Origin of the sequence: Parabacteroides leei (assembly GCF_023369805.1) — a bacterium.
Lineage (GTDB): Bacteria > Bacteroidota > Bacteroidia > Bacteroidales > Tannerellaceae > Parabacteroides > Parabacteroides leei.
On the sequence record NZ_JAMBQG010000005.1, the window covers coordinates 217,926 to 243,015 of the forward strand.

The 25,090-nt window shown below is 42.5% G+C and carries 18 protein-coding genes; 11 read left to right on the forward strand and 7 right to left on the reverse strand.

Translation table 11 applies throughout. From position 1 onward, the window contains the following. Positions 1–187: 187 nt before the first annotated feature. The 3 genes from M1P97_RS09875 (at position 188) to M1P97_RS09885 (ending at position 1,844) form a co-directional block, all read left to right on the forward strand. Entirely contained in the window at positions 188–1,081 is an 894-nt protein-coding gene (locus M1P97_RS09875) for a HEPN domain-containing protein (RefSeq protein WP_195370362.1), read from the forward strand. A gap of 108 nt (positions 1,082–1,189) precedes the next feature. Beyond that, positions 1,190–1,483 carry a nucleotidyltransferase family protein gene (locus tag M1P97_RS09880; RefSeq protein WP_249388971.1) on the forward strand — a complete coding sequence of 98 codons (294 nt, stop codon included), beginning with the start codon at positions 1,190–1,192 and terminating at the stop codon, positions 1,481–1,483. Then, a complete protein-coding gene (locus M1P97_RS09885; protein WP_249388972.1) occupies positions 1,476–1,844 on the forward strand; it encodes a HepT-like ribonuclease domain-containing protein in 369 nt (122 codons plus the stop codon). The genes M1P97_RS09880 and M1P97_RS09885 overlap by 8 nt, the downstream gene beginning before the upstream one ends. 362 nt (positions 1,845–2,206) lie before the next feature. On the opposite strand, the gene M1P97_RS09890 is transcribed toward M1P97_RS09885, so the two are convergent. After that, positions 2,207–4,864, reverse strand: a complete 2,658-nt coding sequence (locus M1P97_RS09890) for a transglutaminase-like domain-containing protein (protein WP_249388973.1) — start codon at positions 4,862–4,864, stop codon at positions 2,207–2,209. A 140-nt stretch (positions 4,865–5,004) separates the two neighbouring features. On the opposite strand from M1P97_RS09890, the gene M1P97_RS09895 reads away from it, so the two are divergent. The 4 genes from M1P97_RS09895 to M1P97_RS09910 all read left to right on the forward strand — a co-directional run bounded on the left by M1P97_RS09895 (position 5,005) and on the right by M1P97_RS09910 (position 8,927). Beyond that, complete coding sequence (locus tag M1P97_RS09895) at positions 5,005–6,522, forward strand: potassium/proton antiporter (protein WP_249388974.1); 1,518 nt, start codon at positions 5,005–5,007, stop codon at positions 6,520–6,522. Between the two features lie 137 nt (positions 6,523–6,659). Beyond that, positions 6,660–8,210 carry a T9SS response regulator signal transducer PorX gene (gene porX, locus M1P97_RS09900; RefSeq protein WP_249388975.1) on the forward strand — a complete coding sequence of 517 codons (1,551 nt, stop codon included), beginning with the start codon at positions 6,660–6,662 and terminating at the stop codon, positions 8,208–8,210. A gap of 78 nt (positions 8,211–8,288) precedes the next feature. Next, positions 8,289–8,708 (forward strand): tRNA (adenosine(37)-N6)-threonylcarbamoyltransferase complex ATPase subunit type 1 TsaE, encoded by a 420-nt coding sequence (gene tsaE / locus M1P97_RS09905; protein ID WP_249388976.1) that lies wholly within the window; start codon positions 8,289–8,291, stop codon positions 8,706–8,708. 6 nt (positions 8,709–8,714) lie between these two features. After that, the gene (locus M1P97_RS09910) at positions 8,715–8,927 is read left to right on the forward strand and encodes an immunity 17 family protein (protein WP_075559483.1); all 213 of its coding nucleotides are present in this window, start codon (positions 8,715–8,717) and stop codon (positions 8,925–8,927) included. Positions 8,928–9,009: 82 nt separating this feature from the next. Here M1P97_RS09910 and rnr read toward each other — a convergent pair whose 3' ends face one another. Then, complete coding sequence (gene rnr / locus M1P97_RS09915) at positions 9,010–11,190, reverse strand: ribonuclease R (RefSeq protein ID WP_195370357.1); 2,181 nt, start codon at positions 11,188–11,190, stop codon at positions 9,010–9,012. Positions 11,191–11,298: 108 nt separating this feature from the next. Then, a complete protein-coding gene (locus M1P97_RS09920; protein ID WP_249389031.1) occupies positions 11,299–12,219 on the reverse strand; it encodes an SMP-30/gluconolactonase/LRE family protein in 921 nt (306 codons plus the stop codon). A gap of 281 nt (positions 12,220–12,500) precedes the next feature. On the opposite strand from M1P97_RS09920, the gene M1P97_RS09925 reads away from it, so the two are divergent. The 4 genes from M1P97_RS09925 to M1P97_RS09940 are packed head-to-tail and all read left to right on the forward strand — an operon-like array spanning position 12,501 to position 17,716. Continuing rightward, positions 12,501–13,631: a hypothetical protein gene (locus M1P97_RS09925; protein ID WP_195370356.1), complete on the forward strand. Its 1,131-nt coding sequence runs from the start codon at positions 12,501–12,503 to the stop codon at positions 13,629–13,631. 9 nt (positions 13,632–13,640) lie between these two features. Continuing rightward, positions 13,641–15,506 carry a DNA topoisomerase IV subunit B gene (locus M1P97_RS09930; RefSeq protein WP_195370355.1) on the forward strand — a complete coding sequence of 622 codons (1,866 nt, stop codon included), beginning with the start codon at positions 13,641–13,643 and terminating at the stop codon, positions 15,504–15,506. A 40-nt stretch (positions 15,507–15,546) separates the two neighbouring features. Beyond that, entirely contained in the window at positions 15,547–16,101 is a 555-nt protein-coding gene (coaD, locus tag M1P97_RS09935) for a pantetheine-phosphate adenylyltransferase (RefSeq protein WP_394803895.1), read from the forward strand. 25 nt (positions 16,102–16,126) lie between these two features. Then, positions 16,127–17,716, forward strand: a complete 1,590-nt coding sequence (locus M1P97_RS09940; RefSeq protein WP_249388977.1) for a S41 family peptidase — start codon at positions 16,127–16,129, stop codon at positions 17,714–17,716. A gap of 87 nt (positions 17,717–17,803) precedes the next feature. On the opposite strand, the gene M1P97_RS09945 is transcribed toward M1P97_RS09940, so the two are convergent. From M1P97_RS09945 to M1P97_RS09960, 4 genes are all read right to left on the reverse strand, one after another. Next, positions 17,804–19,819, reverse strand: a complete 2,016-nt coding sequence (locus M1P97_RS09945) for a RagB/SusD family nutrient uptake outer membrane protein (protein WP_249388978.1) — start codon at positions 19,817–19,819, stop codon at positions 17,804–17,806. Between the two features lie 16 nt (positions 19,820–19,835). Beyond that, a complete protein-coding gene (locus M1P97_RS09950; protein WP_249388979.1) occupies positions 19,836–23,327 on the reverse strand; it encodes a TonB-dependent receptor in 3,492 nt (1,163 codons plus the stop codon). 193 nt (positions 23,328–23,520) lie between these two features. Then, positions 23,521–24,486, reverse strand: coding sequence for a FecR family protein (locus tag M1P97_RS09955; protein ID WP_249388980.1), 966 nt, complete (start codon positions 24,484–24,486; stop codon positions 23,521–23,523). Positions 24,487–24,534: 48 nt separating this feature from the next. Further along, positions 24,535–25,089 (reverse strand): RNA polymerase sigma-70 factor, encoded by a 555-nt coding sequence (locus M1P97_RS09960; protein WP_249388981.1) that lies wholly within the window; start codon positions 25,087–25,089, stop codon positions 24,535–24,537. Position 25,090: the final 1 nt, after the last annotated feature.

The following is a 25,090-nucleotide window of genomic DNA, read 5'->3' on the forward strand; positions in this document are numbered from 1 at the left end:
AAACAGATCGATATTAATAATTATAAGATTCTAATTACCTGTATTATACAGACTCATTTGTTTTGTATTGGCAAACAAAACAAATAAAAACAGGAACGTGGTGCAAATATATGATTTAGGATTAAAAAGTAAAAGCCAATCCCGCTTTTTTTATACATTTGCGTATTTAATGTTATACATAGGCATAATGAAAAACTCGATAGCTTATCTGCCCAAGGACAAACAGGAAGATTTGGATTTTCTCGTTAAAGAGATATTGAAGCGATTACCTCAGACGGAGTTTATAATTCTGTATGGCAGTTATGCTAGAGGTAATTATGTGCGGCGCAGTGTCCGGATTGAAGATGGCGGTATTCCTACCGTTAAAATATCCGATTATGATATCTATGTGGTAACGAGCGGTATCAACAGTAAGAAGGCGGAAACAGTTCTGGATAACGTAGAAGATGTCTTTTTCGCCGGAAAGGATTTTGACCGCGACACTCCTGTCCAGTTTATCAACGATGATATTAAGTTGCTTAATAAATACTTAGAAGAGGGACGATATTTCTATACTCAAATTAAGCAGGAAGGGGTAGTTCTGTATAACAGCGGAAAATATAAACTGGCTCGTCGTCGTAAACTTAACTTTGCGGAGATAAAGGAGCAGGCTCAGGTGTATTTTGATGAGAAGTTTGAAAAAGGAAATTTCTTTTTGGATGATGCTGTAACGAATAAAGGAAGGGAGAGATATCAAATGTCATCATTTTATTTACATCAAGCCTGTGAAAACTTTTATTATGCCATTCGTTTGACTTTTACTTTACGTAATAACAAACAACACAATCTTTCTAAGTTATCTTCTTCCACTAAAAGGTATTCTATTGATTTGAATACTGTTTTTCCACAAAACACTCTTGAAGAGAAACGACTTTTTACCTTGCTAAAATCAGCCTATGTAGAAGCTCGTTACAATCCATATTTTGTGGTTACAAAAGAGGATGTGGATGCCCTTATCCCAAAAGTCAAATTGCTTAGGGATATTACGAAACGAATCTGTGAAGAGAAGATCAAAGAGTACGGGGAGAAGAGCGATATATAGAATATAATTATAATGTATTGCTTTCCCTACTTGTCAGACTCATTTGTTTTAATGCTACTTGTTCTTTCAGGATTAATATATATCTTTGTTTCTGGTAAATGAATGGATATGAAATCTACATCTGAATATATAAACCTCTTACGTGACTATATGGCTAAAAATGCTTCTAAGTATAGTATTACTCGTATGGGAATATTTGGCTCTGTTGCCAGAGGGGAGCAAACAGAGGGGAGTGATGTTGATGTTTATTTGGAAACTTCAAAACCAAGTATGTTTGCATTAGTCCATATAAAAGAAGATTTGCAGGCACTATTTGGTTGTAATGTCGATATAGTACGTTTACGTGAACGTATGGATACCTTACTGAAAAGTAGAATAGAGAAGGAGGGGATTTATGTGTGATAAAGAATTGCTCCATTCTTCTTTAGTTAAGATAAGAATAGCCATCGATAGAATACTGGAAAGATCGCAGACAATACTCTCTTCAGATGATTTTTTAAATACCCCTAACGGTGTTGAAAGAATGGAAAGTATCTGTATGTTGTTGATAGCCATAGGTGAAAGCGTAAAGCGAATAGATAAAGAAACCAATAGGCTGTTATTATCCGGCTATTCGGAAATAGACTGGAAAGGTGTAATGGGAATGAGAGATATTATTGCTCATCATTATTTTGATATTGATGCAGAAGTCGTTTTTGATGTTATGAAGAATGATTTGCCAATGGTAAAAACAGCCATTGATAAGATGATTGCTGATTTATAATACTTCTCCCTTTTTAAGAATATGGTCTTTTTGAATTTTGTATGGAATGTTCATTGTACTGTTCGGTCATTCCTCGAAATCATTATTTAGATAAAACTCTTTTTCATTTGTAATGGCAATCTTTTGCCATTTAAAACGCAATGTTTTGCCATGCGCTTGGCAGAGTCTTGCCATAGTAGTGGCAAAAGTCTGCCAAAGGCATGGCAAGGCTCTGCCACTACTATGGCAAAACCTTTTTATAGGAGCAGCGATATCGAATTGTCGGCATGGAGCCGGAGCGATATGCCAAATAAAAACCCCGGCTACCGGTAGCTTGAAACATACCGGCAGTCGGGGCTGATTATTTATATACTATAAGTTTCTTACAGTTTGTGTATCACTTTCATCAACTGTTCACCCAAGCCGATGGTGTATCCCTGGGATACGAATACCACACGGTTGAAGGTGTCGGCGATGATGAAGATCGGCAGCTGGCTGGCATTCTGTAGCTTCATGGCTGATGCGATCTCTTTCTGGATATGGTTGTCTGAGTCGATACCGTATGTAATTGTGCTAGGCAGGTCGCCGAACTCTTTCGGATCGAAGCTGTTGTAACCTTTTTCATCCGGGAAAAGGAGAACCATGCTACGTCCCCATTCTTCAAGGTCTTTCTTAACGGCGGCGATGTCGCGCATAGCGTGGTTGGTCGGTTCCTGACGGGCTCCGAGGATAGCTACTACGAAGTAACCACGTCCGGTTGTAGCCAGTACGCTGGTTTCTTCACCGTTGTCGGCACGTTTGAATTTATTTTCGGAGTTGAAATTACCGATAACCTGTACTTCTTCCAGGTTCTCACGCATTTCAAGTTTGATATCCGTTGTCTTATCCGGCTCTACGTTGAAGAAAGATACTTCGGCCAGTACGCTACCGTTGGCCATACGGGTTCCGGTCACCATCATATAGTTACCTTCGTCGATAGGCTGCGGTTTCTTCAACAGGCTGCTCCAGGTTGTACCTACGCCCATGTCGGTACTTGCACTGCGGAAGTTCAATGTCTGTAATTTAGCATCCGGAAGTATCTTGGCAATAGTGAAATGGCTGTAATATTTCGGGTCTTGCAATGCTTTGATCGGGGCATAAGTAGCCGTTACCTTTCCTTGCTTTGCAGTGGTCTGGACAGCTGCTTCGAAGTCTACGTCCATCCAGTTGCCGTCTTTCATAAACTGCACCTTGCGGGCTACCGGTTCGATACGGGCCGGGATACCCAGGCTACGTGCTACGGCGATAAAGAAGATGTCGCGTGATCCGGTATCGGCAACACGTGATTTGAACACACCCATCGGCATGACGGGGATACGTTGCGAGTTGAGTTCGTTCTTGATCGTGATGTTTTTCTTCACCCAATCGACCAATGCCATCGGATCTTCTTTGGCCTGTTTTGCCAGTTCGGTGTCTATGTTGGCAATGAAAAAGCTACGGTAAGGTGAAAGGAATTCGTTGGCAACACGCGGATTAAGTACATATCGGTTGAATTGGTCGGAATTAACCACTTCGGTGTTGTTCAGATGATCTGCCAGGACAGAAGCCGGTGTGTCGCGAAGGTCTTTGGCGGAAATTACATCCAGGAGTGCCATCGCTACCGGGCGTTTGTCGGCCGGAGTTTCGCGCAGGAACTTTTCGATCTCCATCCAGTTGCCACGGCTGCCGATCATAAAGTCGGAAGTCTTCAGCGGGTCGATGCCCAGTTCTTTTGCCAGTGCTTCCGCTTTTTCTTCGGTATAGAAGGTTGCTACATATTTATTACGGATAGCATCTTCTTCCAATAGGCGTGCGGCGTTGGCTTCTTTCTGTTCGGGAGTTACTTCGGCAGGGATAGATCCTTCTACCGGAGGAATAACATCCAAAGCGATAGCTTCAATAGCATCACCCGGTTTCTTGTCGAGTTTGATAGTCACATCGCCTTTACCGAACGATACTTTATCGAAACCGAACTTACCGTCTTTGGTGGCCCATACGAACATATCGCCTTTACCGGCAGTCAGGAAGGTCTTTCCTTCGGCATCGGTTTTCTTGTTGGCAACGGTGTAGAACTCGGCGTAGTTATAGATTTTGAACTCTACATCGGCATCGGGAACAGGTTTGCCGTCCGCATCTACAATCGTTACGATGGCTTTGCCTGTCGGGGCATAGTTATCGATCACGTTAATTTCCGTGTAGCCGTCTGTTTCCAGCATTACTTCTTCGGGGCCGTTGTATTTTCCGAATACTTTGGTGTGCATCAGCATACCGCGGTATGCCGGGCCGTTAAACCATCCCAGGTTCAGGATCGGTTCCGGTTCGCAGGCACCCAGGAAGTACCATTTGCCGTTCACCCAGGCTTCTACCCAGGCATGGTTATCGTCGGTATGTGCCCAGCGCGGAGTGTATACCTGGCGGGCAGGGATACCGACCGAGCGAAGTGCGGCAACTGTAAAGGTCGACTCTTCACCACAACGTCCGTAAGCTGTCTTTACAGAAGCCAGCGGCGAGCTGGTACGGGCGTCGGAAGGGGTGTAAATTACTTTTTCGTGACACCAGTGGTTCACTTCCAATACGGCATCGTAGAGGGACATTCCTTTTACACGGTCTTTCAGTTCGTCGAAAAAGACCATGCGGCTTTCGTCCAGATTCTCGTTGTTCACACGGATCGGCAGGACAAAATGACGGAAGATGTCTTCCGGAATGCTGTCGCCCCAGGGCATTTCCTGTTTGGCCTGGAAAGAACTGCGGATGTTATCCAGATAGAGTTTCCCGTCATAGTCGGTGATGTCACCAATCGGCATGTAGGCATACAGGAAGGTAAGTGCCTCCTTCTCCTGCGGTGTCATTTCCTGATTGAAAACTGCGAACAGATCTCCGTCAGGCAAAGCTGCCTGTTTGGCTTGGAAATCTTTTTCTACTTCCGCCCTGAATGCATTGTCAGAGATGAAGTGCTGTTGTTTGTTACATGCTGTCCCTATCAGAAGCATGAACAATAGTGCGAATAATTGTGTTTTATGCATAGTGTTAATTTTATCCCGACAAATATACGTAATATATTTATTAGTCAGTATATGAGCCAGATATTTCGGCATTCATTCCATTGTCGTTTCAGCTTTTTTTTGTTATTTTGAAGGATAATTAGAGTAAACCGTTTCCGCTTATGTTCCATGATTTAGAAATTCTGCATAATGCGGAGGGAATCTTGCTGATTGCTTCCGTCATTTTATTTTTCAGTATTTTTGCCGGTAAGGCAGGTTATCGCTTCGGACTTCCCGCTTTGTTGCTCTTTCTGGGAGTCGGTATGTTATTTGGTAGTGACGGGCTGGGAATCCAGTTCAGTAACCCGAATATTGCACAGTTTATCGGTATGCTGGCGTTGAGTATCATCCTGTTTTCAGGTGGTATGGACACGAAGATATCCGAGATTAAGCCAATCGCGTCGCAAGGGGTCATCCTGGCCACGATCGGAGTGTTGGCTACTACGTTTATCACAGGAGGCTTCATATATTATATATCGAAGTTTGTTGTGGGGTATGAAACCCTGACCTTTCCCGAATCGTTATTGATGGCGGCTGTTATGTCGTCTACCGACTCGGCATCCGTATTCTCCATTCTCCGGAGTAAGGGAGTTTATCTGAAACAACGTTTGCGTCCCACGCTGGAGTTGGAAAGTGGTAGTAACGACCCGATGGCATATATGCTTACTTTACTGTTGATCGCCTATATACAAACAGCCGGGATGAATCTGGGTGATGCGGTTCTATCGCTGATTATCCAGTTGTCGGTCGGCGCTATAGCCGGTTTCCTGTTGGGTAAATTAGCCGTACTTATCATCAACAAGATCGATATCGACAACGAGTCGTTGTATCCGATCTTATTGTTGGCCACTGCTTTTTTCACCTTCGCAGCAACTACGCTGTGCAAGGGGAATGGTTACCTGGCCGTTTATATTGCAGGGCTGGTGGTTGGAAATGCCAAGATTGTTCATAAAAAGAGTATTGGTACGTTCTTCGACGGTTTTGCCTGGTTATGGCAGATCGTGATGTTCCTTACGTTGGGATTGCTCGTTAACCCTCACGAATTGTTGCCGGTTGCCCCGATCGGGCTGACAGTCGGTATCTTTATGATCCTTTTCGCTCGTCCGATAAGCGTATTCCTTTGCCTGCTTCCTTATAAGAACTTTACGACGAAAGGAAAATTGTATATTTCGTGGGTGGGGCTTCGCGGGGCCGTGCCGATTATTTTCGCCACCTATCCGATGATTGCGGGAGTAGAACATGCCGGATTGATCTTTAATGTGGTATTCTTTATCACTATCCTTTCCCTGCTTATCCAGGGAACGACCGTAACACAGGCCGCCAAGTGGCTGGGATTGATCGATGAACCGGAGCGCAAGGATGTATTCGGCATCGAGCTGCCGGAAGGTATAAAGAGTGCCATGAGCGAGATCGATGTTACACCGGAAGTGTTGACGCATGGCAACAAGCTGATGGAGTTTACCCTGCCCGACCATACGCTGGCGGTAATGGTGATGCGCGACGGGCGTTATTTTATCCCCAAAGGAAATACGGTTCTGATGGAGGGCGATAAACTGCTGATGATCTCCGACAACGATGAGGCATTGCTTCAGGCCTACGAGGCTTTAGGGATTACAGACTATACGATGAAAAAGAATTAAAAACACAGTTCACAATTTTAATACACAGGGTATAAAAGACCGTAAAAAAACAGCGGATAATATACAAAACGCCCCAACAGACCGTTATTATGTAAACTATTCCAGTTAAATTTGTAAGAATTAATAAGGTAATAAATATGGCAGTAAAGAAAGACAGAGTACTTTGGGCAGATGATGAGATCGATTTGCTGAAACCTCACATTTTGTTTTTGCAGGATAAAGGATATGAAGTCGTTCCGGTAATCAGCGGGCAGGATGCTATCGACTGTTGCAAGGAACAATCGTTCGATATTATTTTCCTCGATGAGAACATGCCCGGTCTGACTGGTCTGGAAACACTTGCCCACATTAAGGAGATCAACCCGAATGTCCCGGTCGTGATGGTTACCAAAAGCGAAGAGGAAAGCATTATGAACCAGGCGATCGGGAATAAGATTGCCGATTATCTTATCAAGCCGGTCAATCCAAACCAGCTTCTCCTTTCCATCAAGAAGAATGTACATAAGAATGTAATCATATCGGAAACGACCACTGTCGGTTACCAGCAGGAGTTTGGCCGTATCGGTATGCAGATCAACGATTCGTTGACTACCGACGACTGGATGGAACTCTACAAAAAGTTGGTTTACTGGGAGCTGGAGCTCGAAAGCAGCCAGACCCAGATGTCTGATATGCTCCGCATGCAAAAGGAAGAGGCCAACAATGCTTTCGGTAAGTTTGTAAAGAAGAATTATGTGAACTGGATACAGAATCCGGCGGAACGCCCTTTGATGAGTCCGGATCTTTTTAAGAAAAAAGTATTCCCGTTATTGGATAACGATGAAAAGGTTTTTTTTATCCTGATCGATAACTTCCGGTTGGACCAGTGGCGTGTAGTAAAGGATCTGCTGGCTGAATATTTCACCTTCGATGAAGGGCTGTATTACAGTATCCTTCCGACTGCCACGCAATATGCCCGTAACTCCATTTTCTCCGGCCTGATGCCTTTGCAGATAGAAAAGATGTTTCCGGATTTGTGGGTTGACGAGGAGAGCGAAGAAGGGAAAAACCTCAATGAAGCTCCGTTGATCCAGACACAGATAGACCGTTTCCGTAAGAAATATACATTCTCTTATAATAAAGTGCACGATTCGCAGTATGGCGAAAAGCTACTGAATATGATCTCGTCGCTGACCCATAACCAGTTGAATGTCGTAGTACTCAACTTTGTGGATATGCTGTCGCATGCCCGTACGGAAATGAAGATGATCCGCGAACTGGCACAAAGCGAGGCGGCTTACCGTAGCCTGACCCGTTCGTGGTTCCAGCATTCTACAACCCTGGAGCTGTTCAGGCGTATATCCGATAAGGGATATAAAGTGATCGTTACGACCGACCACGGGACGATCCGCGTAGATAATCCTATAAAGGTGGTGGGCGACAGGAATACAAACACCAATCTCCGCTATAAAGTAGGCAAAAACCTCAACTACAACCCGAAAGAAGTATTCGAAGTACGCGATCCGGAAAAGGTGGGGCTTCCTTCTCCTAATCTGAGCAGTAAGTATATCTTCGCAATGAACGACGATTTCTTCGCTTACCCGAACAACTATAATTATTATGTATCTTATTATAAGAATACATTCCAGCACGGAGGAATCTCCATGGAGGAAATGATGGTGCCATTCATTACCATGATCCCTAAATAATTATCGATAGTGAATTATCAATTGTCAATTTAATTATACCTTTGCGAACATAACAAAAGAACATTATCGAAAGACATCATGAGTATAATCAAAATTGAGAATCTGGATACGATCCGCCAGGCCGCTAAAGAATTTATTGCCGGCATGGACGACCGTACGTTTTTTGCCTTCCACGGTAATATGGGAGCGGGGAAGACTACTTTCATAAAGGCTATCTGCGAAGAACTGGGTGTGGAGGATGTTATCAATAGCCCCACATTCGCCATCATCAACGAATATCGTAGTGACGAAACCGGCGAACTGATCTATCATTTCGACTTTTACCGGATCAATAAGCTGAGTGAAGCAGAAGATATCGGTACGGAAGATTATTTCTATAGCGGTGCTCTTTGCTTTATCGAATGGCCGGAAAAAATCGAAGACCTGCTTCCTGGTGATGTGGTGGATGTAACGATCAGTGAAAATCCGGACGGATCGCGAACCGTAGAAATAAAGTAAATAGAGATGGAACCGACCGATTACTTCCTGTTGGCTATTTTCATCGCTCTTGGAGCATTCTCTCTGATTGCCGCTATCTTCAATTTCGACTGGTATTTCGAAACCAGTGGAGCCGCAACCTTTGTAAACAAATTCGGAAGAAAAGGTGCACGCATCTTTTATGCTTTACTGGGGTTGGCACTGATCGGGTGCGGGGTGCTCGGATTGATCTATTGGTAAAAGAATGAATACAAAACAAAATAAAAAGAGAATAGAAGTCAGATTGTCTGTCTCTATTCCCTTTTCTATGTTTATTGGAACCTTACTCCATCAACATAAAGTCTAGCTGCTTACGTTCCAGATTTGCATTTGCGATCTTCACTGTCACCGGATCACCCAGGCGGAAACGACGTTTCTTGCGACGGCCGATCAGGCTGTATGTTTCTTCATCCATGTCGTAGAAATCGTCACCGAGGTCGCGGATGGGAACAAGGCCTTCACACTTATTCTCGTTCAGCTCGACATATAATCCCCATTCGGTTACACCGGAGATCACACCATCGAATACCATTCCCAACTTATCCTGCATAAATTCGACTTGCTTGTATTTGATAGAAGCACGTTCGGCATTCGCTGCCACCTGTTCCATCGTAGAGCAGTGGTCGCACATATCTTCGTATTTCGCTTTTACCACGCTACGCCCTCCTGCCAGATAACGTTCCAGCAAACGGTGTACCATCATATCCGGATAACGGCGGATAGGCGAGGTGAAGTGTGTATAATATTCAAAAGCCAGACCGTAATGGCCGATATTCTCTGTCGTATAACGGGCTTTTTGCATCGAACGGATAGCCAGTGTCTCAATCAGGTTTTCTTCCGGTTTGTCGTGCACTTCGTCGAGCAAACGGTTCAGGTTGCGGGAAATATCCAGTTTGCTATTACCTTCCGTCTTCATCTTATAGCCGAAGCGGCGGATAAAGGCCGCAAAATTTTCCAACTTGTCCGGGTCCGGCAGGTCGTGGATACGATAAACGAACGTTTTTTTCGTTTTCCCTTTTGGCACTTTACCTACGAACTCTGCTACTGTGCGGTTTGCCAGCAACATGAACTCTTCAATCAGTTTATTGGCATCTTTCGACTCCTTGATATAAGTACTGATCGGCTTTCCGGTTTCATCTATTTCAAATCTTACTTCAAAGCGGTCGAAGTTGACGGCTCCGTTTTTGAAACGTTTCTCACGCAGCTTTTTAGCCAGTGCATCCAGTTTCAGTATTTCGTCTTTATAATCGCCTTCACCTGTTTCGATCACCTCTTGTGCTTCTTCGTAGGTAAAACGGCGATTGCTCTTGATCACTGTACGTCCGATACGCGATTTCTTCACATTGGCATCTTCATCCAGTTCGAATATGGCGGAGAAGCTTAACTTTTCTTCGTCCGGTCGTAATGAGCAAATCTGATTACAGAGTCGCTCCGGTAGCATCGGGATCGTACGGTCTACCAGATAGACGGATGTCGCACGGCTTTCCGCTTCGCGGTCGATCAGGCTTTCCGGCTTTACGTAATGAGTTACGTCGGCGATATGTACGCCTACTTCCCAATTCGCATTATCCAGCCTGCGGATAGAAAGAGCATCGTCGAAGTCTTTGGCATCTTTCGGGTCGATGGTGAAAGTCAGGACATCGCGGAAGTCCTCGCGTTTGGCAATCTCTTCTTCCGGGATAGTGTCCGGTATCTTATTGGCTGCTTTTTCTACGTTTTCGGGATATACATACGGCAGACCGAATTCGGCCAGGATCGCATGCATCTCTGCTGTGTTCTGACCCGCTACGCCTAATATATCGACTACTTCTCCGAGCGGGTTCTTGGCATCTTCCGGCCATTCCACGATACGTACAATCGCTTTATCGCCGTTCTTTCCTCCTTTCAGTTTCTCTTTCGGAATGAATATATCATTGGCCAAAGTCTTATTCTCGGTAATCAGGAAGGCAAAACCTTTCGTTACCTGCAACTTGCCTACAAATGTCTTTTTCTGGCTTTCCAGTACCTCGATCACTTCGGCTTCCGGTTCAGCTCCCTTGCGTTTAGCAAATAACTGTACCTTCACCTTGTCGCCGTCCATGGCATGTCCCGAGTTTCGCTCGGCCACAAAAACAGGTGCTCCGCCATCTTCCGGAATAAATGAGTTTTTTCCGTTGCTCCGGCGTCCGAATGTACCGACGGCTGTTGTTCCCAAGCCGTTATACCGATAGCGGCCACGGTCTATTTCCGTAATAAAGTTTTCGGCTGAAAGATCATACAGAAGGTCCACCACCTGGAGCTTCTGGACCTGGCTTTCCACACCGATCAGCTTGCTTATCTGTTTATAATTAAATGGTTCCTTGGGAGAGGACTGGAAAACAGACATGACAGAATGCAGCATGGCTTCTTTTTTCATGCGCTTAGCCTTGTTCTTTTTCGGTTTGTTTTCTTTGTTGTCCTTTTTCCCGGATTTGTTTTTCGTCATATATTTCTTTCGTGATTAAATAAGAGATATAACATCTCCCTACAAAATAAACAATTATAATCGAGATACTGTTTACAAACAGGCTAAATTATATTGTCTGTTCTGTTATTATTTGAACCGGTATGGCTCCGGACCATTTGCTCCCGGATTACAAACAAAAAGACTACCGCTAAGGGGGTATTCTTCCAGTTGTTTGTCCGAAAGTCCGGCGCGTGCCGTTGTAATGTAGAGCGTATTCATGTCTTTACCGCCGAATGCACAGGAAGCGACATTAGGAGCCGGCACCTCTACTTTTGCCAGCAGTTCTCCCGTATACGGATTGTAACAATAGACACCGTAACCGCCCCATTGAGCGACCCAAAGATTATCGTTGCTATCGATCGTCATGCCATCGGGAGACCCTGTACCGGGCCCCATGAGAACAGCAACCCCGTCAAAGAGTATCTCAGCCGTCTTTTCATCATATCGGTAACGGGCCACCCTTCCTGTTGCCGTATCGTTGTAGTACATATACTTTTTGTTGGCAGACCATACGATGCCGTTCGAGATCGTTACTTTGTTCAGTTTGGTCGTTACAGTTCCATCGGGAACAACGGTGTACAGTGTTCCGGCACCTTCGGGTGCACCGAATCCCATCGTTCCTATCCACAGGCGTCCGGCCGGATCGCATTTCCCATCGTTGCAGCGAACCCTTCCTTCCTGATCCGGTATCGGAGCGACCGGCGTCAGGCTACTATCATTCAGGTTCACTCTTACGATCTCGTCCTGAAGGGATACGATCACCGTACTATCTGTTTCAGGCACAACCGTAGATACCATACGGTCGAACTCCCATGTTTTACAGTCTTGCTTATCCGGATAAAACTCATATAATGTTTTTCCTTCGATGTCTACCCAAAACAATGTATTTCTATCCGGATGCCAGATAGAGCCTTCGCCGGTTGTTGCTTCGGCTTTAAATGCCAGGTTTGCTTCGATAGTTTTCAGCTCGGATGAACATCCGCCTGTAATAAAAGGTATTGTCAACATAAGTAATCCTATTAAGTTTTTCATGGTAAATAATCTATTTCACTGCCTGTTATTAAATGCAAATATAACGTATTTTATGAATTCCTGAATGATCAAAGCCTATTAATATTGGTAGAAAACGGATTAAATTGTCGTAATAAAGTAACTTTTGTACAGGAACCGCTCTGTTTTCGAGGATGTCAAGAGCGGAAAACGTAGGTGTTAAAAGTCCTAATCTTAACTGTAAACGGTCGATCTAACGAATTAATTATGTAAATTTGCCGTTCTAATTAAAATAACCAATGGGTGTAGTAATTAAAGAAGTTACCAGCAAAAAAGAACTTAAGAAGTTCGTTAAGTTCAATATCGATTTATATAAAGACAATCCCTTCCATATACCGGGGTTGATTGAAGAGGAGATGGTTACGTTAGATAAGGAAAAGAATCCGGCTTTTGAAGTCTGCGATGCTGTCTATTATCTGGCTTACAAAGACAATAAAATAGTAGGTCGTATCGCCGGAATGATAAACCGGCGCAGTAACGAAGTGTGGAAGCAACAACGTGCCCGATTCGGATTTCTCGATTTCATCGATGATGCGGAAGTAGTAGACAGCCTGTTCGGTGCCGTTGAAAAGTGGGCCGTTGAACAAGGTATGAACGAAGTTCATGGTCCGATGGGATTTACCGATATGGACCATGAGGGAATGTTGATAGAAGGTTTCGACCAACTCGGGACAATGGCTGCGATCTACAATTATCCTTATTACCCGAAGCATATGGAGCGTCTTGGCTATGAGAAGGATCAGGACTGGCACGAGTTTAAGATATATATACCCGAAGGTGTTCCCGAGAAGCATTTGCGCATCGGAGAGATCGTGAAAAAGAAATATGGTCTGAAAACCATGAAGTTTAAGAAAACGAAAGAGATATGGCCGTATGCACAGAAGATATTTGAAACACTGAACGAGGCTTATGCCCCGTTATATGGTTTTGCTCCGCTGACGCAGAAGCAGATCGACTATTATGTGAAAATGTATATCCCGATGATCCGCCTGGATCTGGTAACCCTTATTATCAGGGAAGAAGATGACAAAGTAGTCGGTTTTGGAATCTCACTGCCCAGTCTCTCGCATGCTATGCAGAAGGCAAAAGGACATTTGTTCCCTTTCGGATGGATACATCTGCTGAAAGCATTGAAAACAAAACCGAAAGTAATCGACCTGTATTTGACTGGAGTATTGCCGGAATATCAGAACAAGGGAGTAAATGCACTGCTGTTCAATGATCTTATTCCAGTATATATCGGCTTGGGAGTCGAATATGCCGAAAGTAACCCGGAGTTGGCAAGCAACAATGCCGTACAGGCCCAATGGGATTATTTCAAACGTGAACATCATAAAACAAGAAGAGCTTTTATTAAAAAATTAAAATAAGGATTTTCTATGGAAGAACTGAATTCAACAATGCAACAACCGACAGCGTATAATGACGACGATATCAAGACGTTGGATTGGATGGAACATATCCGCCGGCGCCCAGGTATGTATATTGGTAAATTGGGAGATGGCAGCTATGCGGATGATGGTATCTATGTATTGCTGAAAGAAGTACTCGACAACTCCATCGACGAATACATGATGGGGTATGGTAGAACCATAGAAGTAACCGTAGAAGAAGGAACCGTCTCTGTCAGGGACTATGGCCGTGGTGTTCCTCTGGGAAAAGTGGTCGACGTTTCCAGTAAGATGAATACAGGTGCTAAGTACGACAGCAAGGCATTTAAGAAATCTGTCGGATTGAACGGTGTCGGTATCAAAGCGGTAAATGCTCTGAGCAGCTATTTCCTTATTACCAGTTTTCGCGACGGAGAATGCAAACGGGTGGAATACAGCAAGGCGCTCATTACCGAAGAGTCGGCTATTCAGCCTACTGCCGAGGCGAACGGAACTTCGATCTATTTCATCCCCGACCGCGAAATATTTAAGGAATATCAGTATAAAGACGAGTTCATCGAAAGTCTGCTGAAGAATTATGTCTTCCTCAACTCCGGATTGACCATCCTCTTCAACGGTAAGAAATTCCACTCCCGTAATGGTCTGGTAGACCTGCTGAACGAGAATATGACTACTGAGCCGCTATATCCGATCATTCATCTGAACGGTGAAGATATAGAAGTGGTTATCACCCACAGCAACCAGTATGGTGAAGAATATTATTCCTTTGTGAACGGGCAGTACACGACGCAGGGGGGAACACATCTTTCTGCTTTTCGTGAGACACTGGGGCGTGTGATCAAAGAATATTATAACAAGAACTTCGAATACTCTGATATCCGTGCCGGTATTGTTGCCGCTATCAGTATCAAAGTAGAAGAGCCTGTGTTTGAAAGCCAGACAAAGACAAAGCTAGGGTCGAAGGATATAGGCCCCGACGGACCGACAGTCGCCAAATTCGTGGGTGATTTCATCAAGAAGGAACTGGATAATTATCTACATAAAAATGTAGACACTTCGGAGGCTTTGCTCCGCAAAATACTGGAGTCGGAAAAAGAACGTAAAGCTATAGCCGGTGTTACCAAACTGGCTCGCGAACGAGCTAAGAAGGCTAACCTGCACAATAAGAAATTACGCGATTGCCGTATCCATTTGAACGATCTCAAAGGCGACCGTACGGAAGAAAGCTGCATCTTCATTACCGAGGGCGACTCGGCCAGCGGATCTATCACCAAGAGCCGCGATCCGAACTACCAGGCTGTTTTCAGTCTGCGTGGTAAACCGCTTAACAGTTATGGCCTGACCAAGAAGATCGTGTATGAAAATGAGGAGTTCAACCTCTTGCAGGCAGCCCTCAATATTGAGGACGGATTGGACGGATTGAGATACAACAAAGTGATCATCGCGACCGATGCCGATGTCGATGGTATGCATATCCGCTTGTTGTTGATCACCTTCTTTTTGCAGTTCTTCCCCGACCTGATCAAACGTAATCACGTCTATATCCTGCAAACCCCGCTTTTTCGTGTCCGCAATAAGCAGAAAACGTATTACTGCTACAGCGAAGAAGAGCGTTTGGCGGCTATACAGGCTGTAGGGAAGAATCCGGAAATTACCCGCTTTAAAGGGTTAGGAGAGATTTCACCGGACGAGTTTAAACATTTTATCGGTAAAGATATACGCCTGGATCCGGTCACAATGAAAAAAGAAGACCTGGTAAAAGATATGCTCGAATTCTATATGGGGAAGAACACCATGGAAAGACAGAACTTTATCATTGATAACCTGGTTATTGAAGAAGATGTTGTTAGTTGACAGTTGACGAGTGGCAGTTGGCAGTTTGAAAAGAAACAATATGGAAAATAAAGGTATTACACGCAACAATCAGAGCAGTGCAGTAGAAATTGACGGCGACAAAAATGGTCACCTGTCACCAGTCGCCTGTCAACTGAACAAGCGTATTGCTTTGTTCCCCGGAACTTTCGATCCCTTCACCATCGGACATCAATCGTTGGTAAGTCGCGGACTGGCTCTGGTGGATGAAATTATTATCTCTATTGGTGTCAACGAGAAGAAACAAACCTATTTCCCTCTCAAAGAACGGTTGGAAGCGATCGAAAACCTGTATAAGGAGGAATTGAGAGTAAAGGTAATGTCGTACGACTCACTGACTGTTGATTTTGCAGAGGAAGTGGGGGCCGGTTTTATCTTACGCGGTATCCGTACGGTAAACGATTTCGAGTACGAGAAAAGTATTGCCGACGTAAACCGTAAACTGAGTGGTATCGAAACATTTATCCTGTTTACCGAACCCGAACATACACATATCAGCTCCAGTATCGTACGCGAACTGCTGCGTTATGGAAAAGATATTTCTCAGTTCGTGCCAAAGGGTACGAACTTATATTGACAATTTACGAAATAAAAGATTTAAAATGAAACGAATCCTATTCTCCCTGCTTGTCGCGATGATTGCTATCACGTCGGCAGTGGCCCAGAAACCGAATCAGGATGCCCGCAAATTATCCATGGCATTGTATGCCATCTCGAATCTCTATGTAGATCCGGTGGATGATTCCAAGTTGGTGGAAGATGCGATTATCGGTATGCTGGAAAAACTGGACCCACATTCAAACTACATGGATCCGGAAGAGACAAAAGAAATGACCGAACCTCTACAAGGTAACTTCGACGGTATCGGCATCCAGTTCAACATGTTGACCGATACATTATATGTTATCCAGGTAATCCCCGGCGGACCTTCTGAAAAGGTAGGGCTAGTGGCCGGCGACCGTATCATTATGGTTGACGATACCCTGATAGCCGGTGTTAAAATGAAGACTACCGACATTATGAAACGCTTGCGTGGTCCGAAAGGAACCGAAGTCGGCATAAAAGTATTGCGTAATAAGAATCCGGAGTTGATCGAGTTCAAGATTATTCGTGGCAAGATACCTGTAACCAGCCTGGATGCCGCTTATATGGCAGACAAGCAGACCGGATATATCAAACTGAACCGTTTTGCCGCTTCTTCGGCTGACGAGTTCCGTGAGGCGCTTGCTAAACTGCAAAAACAGGGAATGAAGAACCTGATCCTCGATCTGCAGGGAAATGGCGGAGGTTATCTCAACATCGCCATCGAACTGGCGGATGAATTCCTGGATAAAGACAAACTGATTGTTTATACGGAAGGAAACAAACAGCCGCGCGATGAAGCAAAATCTACAGCCAAAGGCAATTTTGAAGAAGGTCGTCTGGTGGTATTAGTGGACGAATCGTCTGCTTCTGCCAGCGAAATCCTCTCCGGTGCCGTACAGGATTGGGACCGTGGTGTTGTTGTCGGCCGCCGTACATTCGGTAAAGGACTGGTACAAAAACCGATCCCTATGCCGGACGGCTCGATGATTCGTTTGACGGTTGCCCGTTATTACACGCCTACCGGACGAAGCATCCAAAAACATTATGAGAACGGCAAACTGGAAGACTACCAGCACGACCTGATCGACCGCTACAACCGTGGCGAGCTGATGAGTGCCGACAGCATCCATTTCCCGGATTCAATGAAATATAATACACTGGAGACGAAACGTATCGTTTACGGTGGTGGCGGTATCATGCCCGACGTCTTTATTCCGGTCGACACGACCCGTTATACGGATTATCATCGTAGCCTGGTTGCTACCGGACTGGTAAACCGTGTATCCATGAGTTATCTGGACCGTAACCGTGCCGCGATGAACAAAAAATATCCGAAATTCAGTCAGTACAAAAAAGATTTTACCGTTCCGGAAGAAACATTACAGGAACTGATCGAATTGGGTAAAGGTGAAAAGATCGAGTTCAACGAAGAACAATACAATCGTTCCAAACCTCTTATCACCCTTCAGATAAAGGCCTTGATCGCCCGCGATTTGTATGATATGGCCGAGTATTTCCAGATTATAAACGATGATAACGAAAGCTTTAAAGAGGCTCTTCGCATTATTAATGATGAGGCGGTTTATAATAAGGAGTTGGGAAAGTAAGATCCGACATTAGATATAAAAAACGGTTCACATGGTCTTTCTGTAGAAAGAGGTGTGAACCGTTTAATTTTTATTTCTTTATTAGTTCTATTTGATTGCAGGCATATTAGCTTCAGTAGGCCAATATGGATTCTGATAGATAGGTGAATTTTCAATCTGTCCTTCTCCTGAGGTTATATCGAAATGCTGAATATTATATGGAGTCAGGTAGTGAGCCATAGACCATGTATAGCCATCTTTCGCAATGGAATTGTTGACTTTTTCATATGGGCGTAGATATTTACTTCTTGTCGGTTCCGAGACATTCGATGTAGCATTATCCATACCATAAATCAATTGTGATGTTCCATCCTCATTTTTATACCAATTTTGCATCTCTCCCCATATTTTGAACCCCTCGATATGATATGGAGTTTTGATCATTTGATCCATTGCTCTCCATCGACGTAAGTCCATATACCGCAATGCTTCAGCCATCAATTCGCAGCGACGTTCACGACGTATGTTATAAAGCGTTGGGTTCACTAATTCTCCTGCAGAGTAAGCACCCCAATCATTTGACGCTTCCTTGCTCATATCAGTTGCTGCAATTGTTTTATTATAATCAGGATCGATGTGAGAACGTTGGCGAATTTGTCTCCAGTAATTCTGGGCTGTTCCATCCAAGGCACCGTCTCTTTCATAGGAAGCTTCAATATAATTTAATAAAGCTTCTGTCCCACGAAATATCATAGCTCCTGTATAGTTTACTGTATTACCACATTGCTTTTGATCATAGCTACCTCCTTTACGTAATGCATAGCCGGTAGAATATCCTTTTTCTGGATTACTGTTCAAAATAACCGGATACGGTTCAACGGGTACGGCCATATCCCCTTCTGCAGCTTCAAATAAGATATTTTTTTGTCCCGGTTCTTTTAGGAAGATCGTGAGGCGAGAGTCCCGGTCCTTGCGTATGTCAGCAATTGTTTCATCTCCCTTATAACCGCTGGTAGCAGCGTAAATGGGTAAACCGTTTGCCATTAAAAAGCTTTCTACCATACCACGTGTCAATCCTATGCCGTAATTACCGTGCTGTCCGGCGGTTACGACATTATGCGTAACTCCCAGTGCTTTGCTATACGGACGCCATAGTAACACTTCACTGTATCTGGACATATCTTCTGCTGAAAACATATCCATATAAGGGTTGGCAGCTTCAGTTGCAGATTGTTGCACTATACCTGTATTTTCAACTAAAGTGACGCCGTCTCCTAATTCTTTGGACGCTTCCATCGATTGTGTTAGAAAATAATTGATTTCTTTGTCAATATCTCCCGTTGGAAATTGGTAGTTGGCATTGTATTCCTTACTTTTTCCTGGCCATTCAGGGCCGTTGGGTACGAATGCTGTATTTTTAAAATATTTCAGCCAAGTGCCCTCAAATAAAGCAACACGTGATTTTAGTAATAATGCAGTTTCCTTGTTAATACGTGTTTTATCTGTACCTGCACCTGATCCCATCAACATAATAGCTGAATCCAGGTCAGATATAATAAATCTAGCAACTTCATTACGTGGGGATCGTTTACTACTTTCCACTAAAGGTTCCATTTGATCTGGTATTGTATTACGCACGATGGGGAAATCTCCAAACATTTGATAACGTTTGAAATACTCATGTGCACGTAAGAAATAGATTTCACCGATATATTGGCGGATTTTTGTATCATCACCGGAAAGTGTTTTTTCATTATAACGTGGTAACACGTTTTCCAGAAAATAGTTGCAACTGTAAATGAATTTGAAACGGTAAGGATCGTCATCCATTTTCTGAGACTGTTTTGTTTTCCACTGTCCGGAAATAAACCGATCATTATAACTGAAGCTTGCCTGGTTATCTGTATCTTTATCTTCACCAAAAAGACCATAACCATAAGCATGGCTGGGTAGTACATCTTTGTATAATCCATTTGCATAAGAAGCAAGTTGTGCTTCTTCCACTAAATATTTTTCCGGGGAGATTGTGGATTTTGGCTCCTGGTCCAGATAATCATTGCATGAACCGAATATTCCGAGTAAAGCGACTCCCGCTATATATTTAAATATATTGACTAGTTTCATGATTCCATTTATTTTATTATAAAGTTACACTTATACCGAAAGAGATTGTTTTAGATAATGGATAGGCATTACCATTTTTATCAGTGTCATCACCACCTCCAATAGTTTCTGGGTCAAACATCTTTGCTAGCGAGGTTCCTGTCCATAAATTTTCACCGGAAACAAATATGCGTAATTTTGATACATAGAATTTATGTGTCATGACTGTCGGAAGAGTATAGCCTAATTGGATATTTTTTAAACGAATATAAGCTCCATTCTGCAAATAAGAAGTTTGTTTTTGCTTATTTTTATCTGAATCGAATACTGGACGTGGATAGTAAGCATCAAGGTTAGCCGTTAGATCGTTTGACTGTTCAGCACGGAAGTAATCAGTGTGTTCAACAAAACCTGTAGAATGCCAAAGGCTAGAAATTCCCCAAAAGTAAGGACTTCCTTGCCAATAATCGCGTTTCATAACTCCTTGAAAGAAGGCCCTGAAATCAAAACCTTTATAATAAGCATTCAGATCAAGTCCAAATAAATAACGGGGAGTATTATTACCTATTTTCTTCATGTCCCCCATATCGTTATACTTATTACCGCCGTTATCAATCTTACCGTCTCCGTTCAGATCTTTATACATAATGTCGCCAGCGTCCCAATTAGTTCCTAACGCATTTTGTCCCCCGTTTGGAAGTGAAGCGAGATGCTGATCCATCTCTTCCTTCGATTTAGCTATTCCGATCGTTTCATATCCATAGATATCCCCCATCAATTCGCCGGCTTTGTACTTATCCAGTGTATTTGTCGGATTGGGATAGCGTGTAATCTTAGTACGAGAGTCTGAAAGAATAAATTTAACATCATATCCTAAACCATTCTTTAATCGGTCGTTCCAACTGATGTCCAGATCGAAACCATAGGTCTTCAGGTCGGTATTATTGGTTTTGGGGACTTCTAATCCCAGGATATAAGGTAGTTCTGGAGCAGGTCCTACCATATCGAGTGTCAAACGGTTGTAATAATCAAAAGATCCGGTCAGACGGTTATTAAAAGCTCCAAAATCAAAACCGACATTCCAGTTGCGTACACGTTCCCATCCTAAGGTAGAACTGATCAATCCGGGAACTTCCGCAGTGTTGGGTTTCATTCCGTTTTGTAACCATTCACCATTACTGGCTTTTACAATCAATGTCTGATATGTAGGATACCATTCCTTTGTGTTTTGGTTCCCTAATTCTCCATATGACCCACGGATTTTTAAAGTTCCTACGTAATCAGTAAATGGTTCCCAAAACTCTTCATGTGCCATATTCCATCCTAAAGAGAATGAAGGAAACCAGTTCCAACGTTGTTCTCTACGAAAACGGGATGTCCCATCATAACGTAGATTAACTTCAGCTAGATATTTCCCTTGATAATCGTAGTTAATGCGTCCAAAAAATCCGGCAGTAGACCAAGCTTTGCGTGCGCCATTTACTGCCGGAGTTATTACATTTCCATAATAATCCAAGCCCGTAGTAATATCAACTTCCGGTAGTCCTGGTATAATGATTCCATCACGTTGTAGACCAAACTCTGTATATCTCAATTGTTCAGTTTGAAAACCGATCATCCCCTTGAAGTTATGTCCTGATTCCAGATTATAAGAATATTCAGTATAAGCATTTATGTTCATATAGTTTTCTTTTTTCTGGTCTTCATGGACGTTTGAACTGGAATCATAGACGTATGGATTGCCATTTACATCATGATTGTACAAATATTGTTTATCCCAGTGGCGATTAGCAGAAAGGATACGGTAATTGAAATCTACATGAGTTATCCAGTTTTTAATCGGTTCCAAAATCAATGAAGCTTGCTGATAGATATTGTCTGTCTGTGTTTTATCACGTCCACCGTCTCTTAAAGCTAAAGCAGGAGAGGGAGAAGAGAACATATATCCGTTATCGTCATATAGTGGTAATGTGGGCCATCCTTGGCGAGCCAAGTCACGGAATAATTCACTTTTCAGTGCGGAAGGGCGGCCGAAATCTTCACGAGTTAAGCGGGAACTGTAATTGATTTTTGCCCAGTCGGTTAATGTTATGTTAATTTTTGCCGTAGCTGTATAACGATTGTAAGTGTCTTGATTGAATTCCATGAGACCATTTTGATCCAGGTAGTTCATCGACAAGTAATAATTGATTTTTTCCGATCCTCCGTTCAAGCTCAGGTTATGCTCTTGTGAGAAAGTTTGATCGCGGTAAAGAACATCATACCAGTCGGTATTGGCATTACCCTGTGCATAACCATCGAACCAATAGTTGCCGTTTGCCAGATTGACAGTTGATATCTTGCCTGTCTGATAATCTTTAATACGTTGTAAATGATCTGGTTTAAAGTAAGCACCATCGCCTTTATTGATACAAGCATCGTTATAAAAAGTAGCGAATGTATATGAATCCATTTGTTTCGGCATTTTTACTGGACTCCCCCATCGGAAGTTATTGTTATAATTTACTGTAGTTTTGCCACTTTTTCCGCTTTTGGTAGTTACCAAAATAACGCCGAAAGGAGCGCGTGAACCATAAATGGAGGATGCGGCAGCGTCTTTCAGCACAGATATGTTTTCAATATCCTGTGGATTGATAGAATTAATGTCTCCTTCCATACCATCAATTAATACAAGTGGGCCACTTTCTGATCCTTCACCAATAGTACCTGTTCCACGTATATTCATATCCATTTTTTTGTCTAAAGTACCACTGGTTGTCGATATCTGTAATCCAGGCACCATACCTTGCAGGGCTTGTACGGCATTTTGTACCGGCCTTGATTCCAAGGCCTCGGCATTTACTGTGCCAACAGATCCGGTCAGGTTCACTTTCTTCTGTGTACCAAAACCTACAACCACCACTTCGTCCAATTTCTGCGTATCTTCGATTAAAATAACATCTATCCGGTTTTTCCCCTTTACTGATAATTCTCTGGTGCTGTAACCTAGATAACTAAAAATTAATATTGCATGATCGTCCGGAACTTCTATAGAATAATTACCGTCTATATCTGTTACTGTTCCGATAGACGTTCCTTTAAGCACGATAGAAACTCCTAATAAGAGTTCTCCAGCATGATCTTTTACATTTCCAGAGATTATTTTCTTATCTTCCTTTACGATTTTAGGTGCTTTGAATATTGTAATATGTCGGTTGTTAATCGAATAAGATAAGCCTGTATTATTCAAGGCCTGTGTCAAAATTTCCCTTATATTTCCATTCTTTATGCTTACCTTTGCTTTAATATGATTGACATCACTATCCCGGTAATTAAATAAAAACTCACTGTGTTCCTCTATGTCGTTAAAGAGTTCTTCTAATGTAACCTCCTTTTTTTCAATAGAAATAGTAGCATTTTGGGCATAAGAGGTAATTGCTTGTGACTGGAAAATACATATAAACAAAATAATAAATGTGATTTTCATAAGAAGTAATAGACGCTTGATCTCTTTTTTTAAAGAGATTTCGTTGATCCATATATTTTTCATATTTTTGTAAATGAATTAAGTTAACTAATTGTCGATCCATGTTATTACCAGTAACACGAATTGAGCGGTTAATCTCTCGAATCCAAGCCGGCTGCTTCCTCCAAGAATGGCCGGTTTGCTTTTTCTAATAGTATAATATTTATCTTTTCTGTGTTTTCATGCTCCTTTCTTTGTTTATTGATTAATATTCATTTTAATTGATCACATATTTACCACCTTGCTTCTTCCATTTGAAAGAAAGGTTTTTCTTCATTAGGTCGAAGATTTGATCGATCGTCAGACTTTCATCGAAAGAACCTGTTACTTTCTGATTACCCAGGTTTTCATTAGAGAGAATGATCTCTACATTATACTGTTTTTTTAGCATATCCAGAAATTCATTGAAGGGGATCGATTTGTATTTTATCAAATGATTTTTCCAAGCAATGGCTAAGTTAGTTGAAACGTTTTGCATATCTATCTTATTGCTGGATTTGTTAAAAACAAGTTGTTGATCCGGTTTTAAAAGAACTTGTTGTTCCGGTGTTTCGAAACGGATCGATCCTTCAATCAGAGTGGCGGTTGTAATATCTTCTTTCTTATAATTTTTTACATTAAAGACTGTTCCCAGGACTGATATTTTTGCACCATTCAGATTTACGACAAAGGCTTTGGCTTTATTCTTTGTAACAGAGAAGAAACCTTCTCCTTCTAAAGACACTTCCCGAATCTTTTTTCCATATTCACTGGAATAAGACAAGGTACTGTTTTTGTTTAATGATATTTCAGTTCCATCGGGTAGTTCGAATGAAGAGATGGAATTACCGGTAATGTAGGAATAGTATTGTACAGGTGTAATACTTTGATATTCCCCTATCCAATATCCGGTAATACCGATAATAATGGCAATAGCTGCCGTACTGGCATATCTTATCCATAGTTTACGGACTATATTCTTTCGTTCCGTTTTCCGGATTTTATCTAATAGTTTGTTGTAAATTGCTTCCGGATCTTGAAGTTTTGCTCCCGTAATCTCTGCATCCCAATATTTTTTTATTTTCAGAAAGCTTTCTTTATTTTTTGTCGAAGAAGATAACCAATCCGAAAACATGATGGTATCCTCGCATGATGCTTCTCCTGAAAGATTGCGTAATATGATTTGCTCTATATCCTGATCCATATAATTTCTGATACTTTTTATATAAGTAACGGAAATTGAATTTTACCCTTAATCGATATTGAATAATTTCGTTATTTTTTTCATCGCGAATGTCAATTGGGCTTCTAACGTCTTTACAGAAATACCCAAATGCTCTGCTGCATCTTTGTATTTCATGCCATCTTCACGAACTAATTTGAATGCCAGTTTAGATTTTGTAGGTAGTTGTTCGATGGCATTATTGACTGCATTGACCAACTCGTGGGAGATGTAATCATCTTCAGGCGTTGTTTCTGTAAAGGCAAACAAATCGATTGGAACCTCATTTAAATCGACTGTTCGGGATTTGTTATCCCGGAGATAGTTTAGTACCCGAAATTTTGCGATCCGGAAAATATAAGCATCGAAGTTATTTATCTCTAATAACTGTTTTCTATTTTCCCAAAGGGCAAAAAAAACATCAGAAAGAAGTTCTTCTGCTATCTGAGGGGATTTTATATACATGATAAGATACCTCATTATTCGATCGCAATAAAAAGTATAAAGCGATTTGAAAGCAAATTCAGAGTCTCTTACTGACAAGTCTTCAAGAATGGACTGAATATTAGTGTCTTTCTTTTTCAAC